The organism is Pantoea sp. CTOTU46764 (genome assembly GCF_031974595.1).
Taxonomy (GTDB): Bacteria; Pseudomonadota; Gammaproteobacteria; order Enterobacterales; family Enterobacteriaceae; genus Pantoea; species Pantoea trifolii.
The window spans coordinates 1-12763 of sequence record NZ_DALYOQ010000097.1 but is presented as its reverse complement, the minus strand read 5'-3'; the positions used below and the strand labels follow the sequence as shown (position 1 = coordinate 12763).

Annotated in this window: 9 protein-coding genes; 4 read left to right on the top strand and 5 right to left on the bottom strand. The window is 52.8% G+C overall.

Annotated elements, in window-relative coordinates:
• Window positions 1–171: 171 nt before the first annotated feature.
• The 5 genes from RTM06_RS21480 to RTM06_RS21460 form a co-directional block, all read right to left on the bottom strand.
• A complete protein-coding gene (locus RTM06_RS21480) occupies window positions 172–1242 on the bottom strand; it encodes an ABC transporter ATP-binding protein (RefSeq protein WP_256695725.1) in 1071 nt (356 codons plus the stop codon).
• A complete protein-coding gene (locus RTM06_RS21475; protein WP_293792280.1) occupies window positions 1235–3004 on the bottom strand; it encodes an iron ABC transporter permease in 1770 nt (589 codons plus the stop codon). The genes RTM06_RS21480 and RTM06_RS21475 overlap by 8 nt, the downstream gene beginning before the upstream one ends.
• A 74-nt stretch (window positions 3005–3078) precedes the next feature.
• The gene (locus RTM06_RS21470) at window positions 3079–4167 is read right to left on the bottom strand and encodes an ABC transporter substrate-binding protein (protein WP_265299898.1); all 1089 of its coding nucleotides are present in this window, start codon (window positions 4165–4167) and stop codon (window positions 3079–3081) included.
• A gap of 170 nt (window positions 4168–4337) precedes the next feature.
• Window positions 4338–5030, bottom strand: a complete 693-nt coding sequence (locus RTM06_RS21465; RefSeq protein ID WP_256695727.1) for a response regulator — start codon at window positions 5028–5030, stop codon at window positions 4338–4340.
• Window positions 5023–6663, bottom strand: coding sequence for a sensor histidine kinase (locus RTM06_RS21460; protein WP_312184658.1), 1641 nt, complete (start codon window positions 6661–6663; stop codon window positions 5023–5025). Before RTM06_RS21460 ends, RTM06_RS21465 begins: the two co-directional genes overlap by 8 nt.
• Window positions 6664–7688: 1025 nt before the next feature.
• On the opposite strand from RTM06_RS21460, the gene RTM06_RS21455 reads away from it, so the two are divergent.
• From RTM06_RS21455 to RTM06_RS21440, 4 genes are all read left to right on the top strand, one after another.
• Entirely contained in the window at window positions 7689–8666 is a 978-nt protein-coding gene (locus RTM06_RS21455) for a glycosyltransferase family A protein (RefSeq protein ID WP_312184657.1), read from the top strand.
• Window positions 8667–8682: 16 nt separating this feature from the next.
• Window positions 8683–9990: an oligosaccharide flippase family protein gene (locus RTM06_RS21450; RefSeq protein ID WP_312184656.1), complete on the top strand. Its 1308-nt coding sequence runs from the start codon at window positions 8683–8685 to the stop codon at window positions 9988–9990.
• Window positions 9987–10982 (top strand): glycosyltransferase family A protein, encoded by a 996-nt coding sequence (locus tag RTM06_RS21445; protein ID WP_293792270.1) that lies wholly within the window; start codon window positions 9987–9989, stop codon window positions 10980–10982. Before RTM06_RS21450 ends, RTM06_RS21445 begins: the two co-directional genes overlap by 4 nt.
• Window positions 10983–11363: 381 nt before the next feature.
• Window positions 11364–12653, top strand: coding sequence for an HAAAP family serine/threonine permease (locus RTM06_RS21440; RefSeq protein WP_256695732.1), 1290 nt, complete (start codon window positions 11364–11366; stop codon window positions 12651–12653).
• The last annotated feature ends 110 nt before the right edge of the window (window positions 12654–12763 follow it).

The window sequence follows — 12763 nt, the reverse complement described above, 5'->3', positions numbered from 1 at the left end:
CACGCATCCATGCGTGAGGCTCCTGGCCCAACGTAAAAGCCTCAGCGCTGCGAATAGCCCTTTTGCCGCAGCAGACGCGCCAGCGCCTCTGGCAAAAGTGACCCCGGCCAGCGCTTTCATCGTCGGATTAACAAACGAACATTAAGATATGCATCGTGACCCGTTGGTCCTTTACCCTTTCGGGAAGATCCACACATGGTTTTCCGGCAACGCCAGATGGCAGTGCTGCGGATCGCGCACCTCGGTGCCGTAGGCGCGAATCACAAAATCATCGCCGGAGGTGCGGAACAAATATTCCCAACGATCGCCGAGATACATGCTGGTGAGCAGCGGCAGTTCCAGCTGGTTTTCGCCCGGCCCCTCAACAAGTTTCACGCGCTCGACGCGGATCACCGCCGTGGCATCCTGACCGCTTTGCACACCTGCGCCTGCCAATCCCCACAATGCCCAGCCTTTGCCCTCGATGCGCGCTTTGCCGTCGCGCAACTCGGTGATTTTGCCGTGCAGCCGATTATTACTGCCCATGAACTCGGCGGTGAACAGGGTTTTTGGCGAGCCGTACATCTCCTGCGGCGTGCCTTGCTGTTCGATTTTGCCGTTATTGAGCAGCAAGATACGGTCGGAAATCGCCATCGCCTCATTCTGATCGTGCGTCACCATTAACGCCGATAAGCCCAGCTTGATAATCAACTCGCGCAGGAACACGCGCGCCTCTTCGCGCAGTTTGGCGTCGAGGTTCGACAATGGTTCATCCAGCAGGATCACCGGCGGGTTGTACACCAGCGCACGGCCAATCGCTACACGCTGCTGCTGACCGCCAGAAAGCTGGTGCGGATGGCGTTTGCCGAGGTGGCCGAGGCCAAGCTGGTTCAACACATCCTGCACGCGTTGAGTGATCTCCGCCGCCGCCACTTTGCGCAGCTTCAGCGGATAGGCCACGTTCTCGAACACGGTTTTGTGTGGCCACAGCGCGTAGGACTGGAACACCAATCCCAGATTACGTTCTTCCGCTGGGATCTCGCTACGCGGCGTTCCGGCGTAAACCGTATTGTTGCCAATCACAATCGTGCCCTGAGTCGGCTTCTCCAGCCCGGCGACCGCGCGCAGCAGTGTAGTTTTGCCACTGCCGGACGGGCCAAGCAGGGAAACCACTTCGCCGCGCTGCAAATTCATCGACACGCCTTTAAGCACCGGATTGTCGCCGTACGTTAAGTGCAGGTTCTCAACCGATAATTCAATCATGTAATTTGACTCCAAATCGCAGGGCAATACCCAATCCGACCACGACCAGCAGGATGTTAATAAAGGAGAGTGCGGCAACGATATCAATCGCGCCCGCCGCCCACAGGGAAACCAGCATTGAGCCGATGGTTTCCGTGCCGGGCGAAAGCAGATACACGCCGGTGGAATATTCGCGCTCGAAAATCAGGAACATCAGCAACCATGAGCCAATCAGGCCGTAGCGTGATAACGGAATGGTAACGTGACGCGTAATCTGTCCGCGCGTGGCGCCGGTGCTGCGTGCCGCTTCTTCCAGTTCCGGCCCCACTTGTAATAGCGTTGAGGAGATCAGGCGCAGGCCATACGCCATCCACACCACGGTGTAGGCCAGCCAGACGCTGAAGATGGTGCTGCGCAGCGAACGCAGCCAGACGATCAGGTGATCGCGCAGCCACTGCGACCAGACGAAATCCGATAGCCAGCCCGATTTGAGCGAGTTATCCAGCCACATCGGCAGGAACAGGAACACCCAGAGAAACGCCAGACCGGCCAGCAAGCCCGGCACCGCACGCGGCACCAGCACGCTGTAATCAAGGAAGCGCGTGGTGTTATCGGGTTTTCGGTGCATGGCGATACCGATAAACAGATAACAACCCACCGCCAGCGCACCGCCGATCACGCCAATTGCCATTGAGTTGACGATTGCGCGCAGCAGGTTGGGCTGCGCCCAGATGGTCTGGAAGGTCTTGATCGACAGCTCATCCCAGATCGAAACGCCAACGCCCCAGTTAGAGATAAACGCACGCAGCACCACGCCCAGCAGCGGTACGCCAATGGTCACCGTCAGCCAGAACGCCACGACTGCGCCCGCCACCCAGCGCCATTTACCCAGCGGCAGCGCACGCGCCTGCGAGGCTTTACCTTTCACGGTGACAAAGCGATTGGCGGTGCGCATCAGGCGGCGTTGCAGCATCACCAGCGGAATGGTGATACAAATCAGCACCACCGCCACCGCAGCCATCAGGTGATAGGACGGCGTACCGAGTTTATTGGTCAGCTGATAGAGATAGGTGGCCAGCACCATGTTGCCTTCAGGATCGCCCAGCACCAGCATCAGGCCGAACACTTCCAGCCCGAGGAAGAACAGCAGCACGATGGCATACAGAATGGACGGGCGTACCATCGGCAAGCTCACTGCCGTCATCACCTGCAACGGCGAAGCACCCGAAATACGCGCCGCTTCTTCCACATCCGATCCCACGCTGCGCAGGGCAGAAGAGATATACAGATAGGCGTGCGGGACGTGCGTCAGACCAGCGATCACCACGATGCTCGACATGTCGTAGATATTCCACGGCACGAACCCGAGCAGTGATTGCGCCCACAGCGAGAAGAATCCCACCGGGCCCGCCGCCACCACATATCCAAAGCCCAGCACCATCGGCGAGACAAAAATTGGCACGAGGATCAGCGGTTCAATGATGCGTCTGCCGGGGAGATCGGTTCGCACCATCAGGAACGCCAGAATACCGCCCAGCGGAATGGCGATGATCACCAGCCCAAAGGCGAGAATAAATCCGCTGCGCAGCGCTTTGTAGAAGTCGGGATCGGTGAAAATAAATGCAAACGATTCCAGGCTCCACTCTTTCGACGGCGCAAAGAACGGCGCGGACAAGAAACTTTGTATGACGATAAACGACAGCGGGACGTAGATAACCAGCGCGGTTATCAGCACCACAACGCCGCGCGGCAGGCTTTGCCACTTTCTATGCAATGCACGCATATTGAGACCCTGAATGGCGAAATCAGATAAGAGAAAGCTGAGCGCGGCGCAGTCGCCGCGCTTCATAACGGCGGTTATTTACCGGCGGCTTCGCGCCACTGTTTGATGTAATCCAGACGTTTTTTCGGTTGCAGATATTCCAGCAGGCTTTCATCAACCGGGATCGGTTTCAGCGCGTTGCCCAACATTTTGGTCATGCCATCAATGTCGTTTTTGCCTTCAATATCGTTGCGCAGGGAAGGGATGTCGGCCTGATTCGCCAGAATGCTTTGTCCTTTCTCAGACAGCACGTAATCGAGCCACAGTTTGGCGGCATGGCTGTTTTGCGCTTGCGAGCTGATGAACGAAACGCGTGATAGCACCAGCGTGTAATCCTTCGGATAAGAGATGCCCAGCGACGGATCGGTTTTAGCGCGCGCTTCGGCGTAAGAACCGAGGATGTTGAAGCCGATCAGGTTTTCACCGGATGAGACCCTTTCCATCATGGTGCCGGTGGAAGACTGCACGGCTAAACCGCCTTTCGCCACGTCGGCCAGGGTTTTGAAGTAGTTGGGATCGGCTTTGTAATCCTGCACTGAAAGCATGAAACCCAGTCCCGATTTCTCAATATCGTAGGTAGTGACTTTGCTCTTGAATTTGTCGGTCTGGCTGGCGATCAGCTTGGCCAGCGCGGTGTGTGAATCGGGCACATCACCCGCCGGGATCAGGCGCTTGTTATAGATGAACACCACCGGTTCGTAGGTGGTGCCGTAGGCTTTGTTGTTCCACACCGCCCACTTCGGCAGCTGCGCCAGTTCAGGGGATTTGTACTCCTGCGCGTAGTCGGTCGCCAGCTTCAGACCGGTATCCATAGAGGAGCTCCACACCACGTCGCCGCTGGTGCCGCCCGAGGCTTGTTCGCTGATAAAACGGTTGTACAGCTCGGTGCTGTTCATATCGTTATATTCAACTTTGATGCCGGGATAGGTGGCTTCGAAACCCTTGATCAGCGGACCGGCAGCTTTGATGTCGGTGGTGGAGTAAACCACCACTTTGCCTTCTTTAGTGGCGGCATCAATCACGCTTTGATAATCCGCTGGATAGCCTTGCGGCGGGGCAGCAACCGCTGACATAGACACAAAAACAGTTGCAGCAATCAGAGACAGAGGGAAAGTGTTCGACATTATAGTTAACCTTTTAGTTACATTTGAGGAACTAAAGGTCAACATAGCCTATCGACTTTTCCAAACAAGAGGTGACGGATTGTTATCTTCACGAAGTGTGATTGTTGGCGTCGTTTAGGCAATTAACACCATAAAAACCACGACAGGCCGCGCGCGCGATCTGCGCCAGATCACAGGATTTTGCGGTATAACCGTCGCGGATGGCCAATGTTGCCGTACTGCATTTCGACGCCGATAAAACCGATCTCCACGCAATATTCCAGGTAACGACGACCGGTGGTTTTACTGATGCCAACGCGTTCTACTACCTGTTCAACCGACCAGCTACTTTCTGGTGCAGCGCTAAAGAAGCTTTTCACCCGATCCAGCGTTATGGTTTCAATCCCTTTGGTCGAAGGCGCTGACGGCGCATCACTGGCTGGCAAATTAAACAGCTTATCCAGCGCCTGCTGATCAACGTTTTTCATCTGGCGCATGGTCTGCACCAGCAGCATAAAGCGTTCCAGCGATGCGCGCAGGCGATGGAAAAACACCGGTTTTAACAGGTAGTCGAATGCACCGCTGCGCATCGCATGGCTACAGGTTTGCATGTCGCTGGCGGCGGTGATGAAGATCACCGAGCACTCAAAGCGCTTTAGCAGCGGATCGTCAATCAACGTCACGCCCTGACCATCCGGCAAATAGTTATCGAGCAGCAGCAGCCGTGGCTGATGTAATGTAATCAGCTCACGCGCCTGCGCCAGCGTAGCGGCAATACCGACCACGCGCAGATGAAAGTTCTGCTCAATATATTCACGATGCAGATCGGCCAGATGCGGCTCATCTTCCACAATCACCACATCAAGCGGCTTAGCATTATTCATGAGAAAGTCCTGTTAACGCGGCGGGCGGGAACGGGATAAACACCGAGAAAATGGTGCCCTGTGGTGAGTTGTCGCTGATCTCAATGCTGCCGCCCGCCTGCTGTACATAACCCGCCGCCAGATAAAGGCCGATGCCGTGTTCTGCACCCAGCATATCGTCGCCGCTGTTGGGTTTACTGGTGACGCCTTGCTCAAACAAGTGCGGTTTAATGCTGCCATCAATGCCGCAACCCTGATCGGCCACTTCGATTAACAGCTCCTGATTACGACCGGAAATATATAACTCAACCGGTGTCGCGGGCGTTCTGGCGTTGAGCGTGGCGTCCACCGCGTTATCCAGCAGATTGCCGATCACCGACATCAACGCCGTTTCACTCAGCGCGGCAGGAATGCGGGTTAGCTGGCAGGCGGGGTCAAATTTCAGCTCGACGCCTTTTTCCCGTGCGCTGACATATTTCCCCAGCAGCAACCCACAAAGCGCGGGCGAGGTGAAGCGCGCCGAGACAAAATCCAGCACCTGCTGCGCGCCAGCAGATTGCGCGTGGATGTAGCGCATCGCGTCGTCGTAGCGCTGCATCTGCAGCAGGCCGACCAGCGTGGCGGTCCAGTTCAGCTGTTCATGACGCATGATGCGCAGATTATCCGCGTAGCGTTTCACCTGACTGAGCTGGCTGCTCAATGTGTTGATGTCGTTTTTATCGCGGAAGCTGCACACCCAGCCGCCTGGCTCGCCGGGTTCCAGCTCAATCGCCACCCGGTTAACAATCACCTGACGCTGATTGAGCACGGTGATGTGATCATGGGTTTTCACCTCATGCTGGCTTAAAAACGCCGGATGGATTTGCAGTACCTGATCCAGCGGTTTCCCCAGCAGTTCACTCTCACTCTGCTGGATATCCAGCAACTCGCGTGCAGCGCGGTTGATAAGAATCAGTTGCCGCTCCGCGTTCACCGCAAACACCCCTTCATACATCGCTTCCAGCAGCGCTTTTTGTTGCAGCACCAGCAGGGCGATATCTTTCGGCTCCAGCCAGAACATCTGTTTTTTCAGGTTGCGGCTAAACATCCACGAAAAGATAAACAGCAGCAGCAACAGCGCCACACCATACAGGCTGGCCTGCCACAGTAAGCTGACATTGATATTGGCAATATAGGAGGTGAGATAACCCACCGAGACAATGCCAATCACCTGATGCTGCGTATTAAAGATCGGTGCCTTGCTGCGCAGCGACACGCCGATGCCGCCTTTGCGCACCGAAATAATGGTTTTGCCCTGCAGCACCTCCGCATTGTCGCCGCCAATCATCGGTAAATTGAGGCGCTCCGGTGATTCCGAGTGATAGAGATGCTGTTCCTGCGTGTCGCCAATCACGATGTAGCTGGCATCGCTTTGGTTGCGCAGCGGCTGGATCAACGCCGCGATACCGGCGATATCGCGGCGCGCCACTTTCTCCGCCAGACCGGGCATCAGCGCAATCTCACTGGCCTGCACCCGCGCGCGCTGTCCCAAATCGTGATGCAGTTGACGATCGATAAAATGAAACAGAATGGTGCCCAGCAAGGCGAGTAGCAGGCAGGAAAACAGCACCAGCGACAGGAAGAGTTTTACCTGAAAAGATAATCTGCGTTTCATACAACCTGCAGTAAAGAGAAACTGGAGAGAGGCATGGCTGGAGACTAGCACGCGAAAATGCGCACAGTGACAGACTATCAGCAAAGTTGTGAGCTGGCTTCAATCCCGGCGCGGCTTAGGCGCTGGTTTCTGTTGGCACGATGTCAGAGATATTCCCATCTTATTCCTGGTAATCGCCTGCTGCGGCGCTAATCAATCAATAAAAAACCCATTCACCCCGGCTAATCTATGCGCCGCTATTTAATCCCTCCTTTCTCTGAGTAAATTCCGTTTTAACCCGGAAGCCATTGACCTTATAACCCCGAGTGGTGAGAATGCCGGGAAAAGTTTTGAATTAGATCGCAAATTTTGGGCATCAAGCCTCTTGCAGTACGGCTGCGATAGCCGTACTGAATTAACGCCACTTGCACTTATCGGCGCGCGAATAACGCGCCAGCTTAATTAAAGTGCAGGGCATACAGCAAATATCGTTAATGTCGTGACGTTCGTTGAGAAGGCCCGTCTTTGGATGCACCTTCTCAGCCCCGGTCGGCATTTCTTGTTTTTGGTGATGAGCACGATAAAGACGCCAGCGTTTTTTAACGTTCATTACCAGACAGGTAAAAATTCAATTTAAGTACGTCATGATTGGCGTGGTAATGGCGTTAAGCCAAATTACCGAAAGAAAAAAACGTAACTGGTTGAAAATTAACTGAACTCTTATGAGCGCAGCGCAGCCTCTTTACGCCAAAAATAGGGGTTTCACTGTGGTCAGTATACAGGTAGCTGCAAGCCTGGGGCGGTAGCCTGCCTGGTTTAGCTGATGAAAACAGAATGAAATTGCACGGTTTATTTGGCGATTATCTTATTTAGCGATCTTTTTACAGAGAATTAAAGGCCAGTTTTATTTGACCTGAGGAAACTCTGAAATAGACAAGCAACAAATGTTAAGCCGGGCGCAAGCAACGCGCAGTGTGAATCACTGCAATGTTCATAGATTACTTTTTTCGCCCGCAACGTTTACTCCGACAGAGTCCAGAGGTTATATGCAAAATCCCGTTAACGACGTTTTAATCAGCGTCATCGTGCCGGTGTATAACGCCGCGGCGTATCTGGAACGATGCATTGATAGCCTGCTTCAGCAGGAAGAGAGCCGTTATGAAGTGATATTTATTAACGACGGCTCCAGCGATAACTCGCTCGCGCTATTACAGAGCTACGCCCATTACCCACATTTTCATATCATCGACAAAACCAATGGCGGCGTCTCGTCGGCGCGCAATCAAGGCATTCGAGCCTCGCGCGGCAAACTGCTGTGCTTTTTAGACGCCGATGATTTTCTGCCAGCCAGCGCGTTTGCCACCTATGTGCGGCTGATGCAAAACAACATTGCGATGGTGGGTGGCGAATCGCAGCACTTCACGCCGCAAGGCGAGCCGCTCGATTTCCCGGCCAACACGACTGACACGCGCCAGCTGACCGCTTCGGCGGCGATCAACGATCTGCTCTATTTCAATCCGCGTCACGGTATCTGCGACAAGGTGTTTCGTGGCGATGTGATTCGTCAGCATCAGCTCAGTTTTAACGAAGAGATTTATAACTTCGAAGATCTGCTGTTCGTGATCAATTACCTGCATCTGCAACAGGATCGTCAGGTGATCTTCACCCAGCAGGTGGTTTATCACTATGTGGAATCTACCAACTCCGCCACGCGATCGGCGCTACGGGAAAAGCATTTCTCCTTTGCGAGTTCATTTAATGGCATGCAGGCGTTTTTATCCGCGCAGCATAGCCGCTGTTATTACCATCTCTATTTAAAAGTCACCTCATCTTATATCTATAAAGCGCTGCACAGCGACGGATTCAGCCGCGCCTTTATTGATGAATATATTTCGCTCTACCGTCGCAGCTTTAAGTCCTATTTCACATCAGGATTGATGTTCAATCCGTGGAGCCTGTACTTTGCGCTGTTTTTTGTCAGTCCACGACTGGTATCGCGTCTGCGCCGCCTGGCACAGAAATAAACGCTGAGGTTAAGTTGTGAAAGATAAATTAAAAAACTCCATGTGGATGATCGCTGAAAAGCTGATTGCGGTATTCGGCCTGATATTTGTCACCTCCTATGTGGCGAAATACGTTGGGCCAACCACTTTCGGCATTATCTCGATCTCGATGCTGGTATTTCAGTTCATCCAGAGCATCGCGCTAATGGGCAGCGATGTGATTCTGCTGAAACGCTTATCGCAAAATCATCACTCTGGCATGCGCTTAATGATGGCGACCTTTCTGCTGGTGTTGTTGATTTACGGCGTGCTGGCGGCCAGTGGCATGTTGATTATGGGCGAAGAGTGGAGCACTGAAGCGCGGGTGTTTATCTGCGCGGCGGCGATTGCCTGTCTTTTCTCTTCGCTGGATCTGGTCAATATCTACAACGAGGCGATGCTCAATGCGCGCCTGAATGTGATCGCTAATCTGGCAGGATTGGCTATCAGTCTAACCGTGCGCTTCTTTATTTCGTATTACGGTCTGGATCCGCAGTTGTTGTCGATCCCTATCGTGCTGGCGACCTTTATTCCGTTTGCCATCAAGCTGGCGATATTCCTGAAATATCATCGTCAGGTGCCGATTCCGGCACTGCGCCAGATGAAGAAATATTCACGCTATATGGTGGCGTCGGGTATTTCACTGGTGTTTTCCGTGATTGCGGTGGCGATTTATACCCGCGCTAATCAAATCAGCGTGTCGTATTTCCTTGGCGTAAAAGAGGCGGGAATTTTTTCCGTCGCGCTGACGCTCGCTACCGCGTGGGTATTTTTACCCAATGCGTTGCTGGCTTCCTTTTTCCCGGCGTTCTTTGCCGAGCGTGACGATCGGCAATCGATTATCAAAGCGCAGAAATTACACCTGCTGGTGATTGGCGTCTCGTCGCTGGTGATTCTGGCGATTTGGTTATTGTCCGGATGGTTTATCCGTGACTTCTACGGTGCGGAGTATCTCGATGCTGTCGCGCCAACGCTGTTACTCAGCGTCGGTGCGATGTGCGCGGTACTGAGCAGCGTAATGGATCGTTTCATTATTAAGTACAACGGATATCGCTATTTAGTGAAGAAAACCTTCGTGGTGTTACTAATTTGCGTGGCCTCTTCTTTAATTTTGGTTCCTAACTTCGGTTTAAATGGCGCGGCCATGAGCGTGGTATTAACCGAATTTTTATCGTTCTCCCTGCTTAATTACTTTTTCCCTGCTCAACCGGTAATGCGTATTCACCAAATCTTTATCAACCCCAGGAAACTATGGCTGTTATTCAACAATATCAAAACCTCAGACAGTAAAGAGAGTTTATCATGAATGAAAAACCACTATTTAGTCTTATCATTCCCGTCTATAACTCACAAAAAACCATTAAACGTACCTTGCTGAGCGTGCTTAAACAGACGTTCAGCAGTTACGAAGTGATTGTGGTTAATGACGGCAGCAGCGATTCAACCGCAAATATTCTGCAGGAGTTTAGCGCTTATTCGCAGGTCACGGTGATTCACCAAATAAATGCCGGTGTCAGCGCTGCTCGAAACAGCGGAATGCAGCAGGCCTGCGGTGAATATGTGTTATTCCTCGATGCGGATGATTGGGTGGACGATAACTTCCTGATGATCTTCAAACAGAATCTCGATGCCTGGCCAGCGGAGTCTGTCGATTTGATGGTGGGAAACCTCAACGACAACCGCGTAGGAAAAGTGTCGCAGGCGGGCTTCTTCAGCAACGAGGACATTCCTTATGTGCTCGGTGAGCTGGAGATGAGTGATAACATCGGTTATCTGCATAACAAATGTTATCGCCGTCAGATTATTGAGGAGCTGAACCTGCGCTTTTTGGAGGGTATCTCCATGAGCGAGGATTTGTTGTTTAACCTTAAATTCTTCAGTTGCATTAGCAATTTCCTTGTCACACCGGGCGCTGCTTATCATTATGAAGATGTGGAGGGTTCATTATCGAAGCGTAAAGTGCAATACAGTGAACTGAAAGTGCGTAAACAGTTTCTCACTGCACTGTATGATTCGATCATCAGTAAATATCAGTCCAGCAATCTCGATTATTTCCTCAAGGGCATTTCCAAACGTGTACTCGCGTTGGATATGCAAATCGTGACGGCGATGTATCACTCTTCGTTTTCACCTGCGGATATAGCCCAGGAAATTAATGAAATAAAGCGGGGTAAATACTCAAAAGGTATTTTCATTCTGCTGAATAAAAATGAAAAATTGAAGTACATGATTATGAATTTGAATACACTTACAGCGTACTATTTTCTTTATGCACTCTACAGGATGCGCGCATTCTGATTTGAAATTCTCCCGGTGTTAGTCTCTGGACGCATTTGCTGTACAGAGGCTAGTTGCCGGGGGAGTTTCACCCGATGTTCTCAGCTTTACCCGTGGCAACAGCCCAGCGTTGCCACACCTTTCCACTTTCCTCCCGTTTTTCTGCACACTCTCCATTTCTCCTTCTTGCACTCATCCCACGTCTCATGTCAAATAGCGCCCCATGCAATCGATTGCGCGCATGTTCCGTGCATTTAGTGCGGCGCAAAACATCAGGATGCGTGAATTTCATCTCATGAAGCGTCATCCTTTGCGTTCCGGCCGGGCGGAGCAGCCTACGCCATGATGAGCAGTCATCCTTGTGGCTGCGTGTTGATAAAGCTTGAAATTCTGGAGAGACAGATGGACAACTCACAAACCGGTACGCTTGGCACCGTAGAAACGGCGGCTAAGGGCTGGCGTAAGAGTGATACCGTGTGGATGCTGGGTCTGTACGGTACGGCGATTGGTGCGGGCGTGCTTTTTCTACCGATTAACGCTGGTGCAGGCGGGCTGATTCCGCTGATTATCATGGCGATTCTTGCCTTCCCAATGACCTATTACGCGCACCGCGCGTTAACGCGCTTTGTACTCTCCGGTAAAAATCCCGGCGAAGACATTACCGAAGTGGTGGAAGAGCACTTCGGCGTGGGCGCGGGTAAGGTCATCACTTTGCTCTACTTCTTTGCCATCTATCCGATCCTGCTGATGTACAGCGTGGCGATCACCAATACCGTCGATAGCTTTATCGTGCATCAGCTGGGGCTGGTTTCGCCGCCGCGCGTGCTGCTGTCGCTGATTCTGATCATCGGCATGATGACGGTGGTGCGCTTTGGCGAGCAGATGATTGTTAAAGCGATGAGCGTGCTGGTGTTTCCGTTTGTGGCGGTGCTGATGCTGCTGGCGGCTTATCTGGTGCCGCACTGGCATGGCGCGGCGCTGGAAACCTTATCGTTAAACGCGAATGTAAGCGGCCACGGCATTCTGATGACGCTATGGTTAGCGATTCCGGTGATGGTGTTCTCCTTTAACCATTCGCCGATCATCTCCTCTTTTGCCGTTGCCAAGCGCGATGAGTACGGCGCAGGCGCGGAGAAGAAGTGTTCGCGCATTCTGGCGAACGCCCATCTACTTATGGTGGTGACGGTGATGTTCTTTGTGTTCAGCTGCGTGCTGAGCTTGTCGCCCGCCGATCTGCAGGCGGCGAAAGATCAGAACATCACTATTCTGTCTTACTTAGCCAACCACTTTAATGTGCCGATGATTGCGTGGATGGGGCCGATTGTTGCGATGGTGGCGATCACCAAATCGTTTCTCGGGCATTATCTGGGTGCGCGTGAAGGGTTTAACGGCATGGTGGTGAAGTCACTGCGCAGTCGCGGAAAAACCGTTACGCCGCAGCGCCTGAATCGCCTGACCACCGCGTTTATGCTGCTGACCACCTGGCTGGTGGCGACACTTAACCCCAGTATTCTGGGCATGATTGAAACGCTGGGGGGGCCGATCATTGCGATGATTCTGTTCCTGATGCCGATGTACGCCATCCAGAAAGTGCCGGCGATGCGTCAGTACAGCGGGAAGATCAGTAACGTGTTTGTGGTGATTGTCGGCGTGCTGGCGATTTCGTCGATTGCGTATTCGCTGGTGAGTTAGCATTGTAGGGGCGCCATTAATGGCGCTCAGTTAAGCATTGAGCGACTTTCGTTCGCCAGTTGCTGAGGCAGTTGCAGCACCTTCGTGCGGCGACCGAGCAGAGAGCGCCT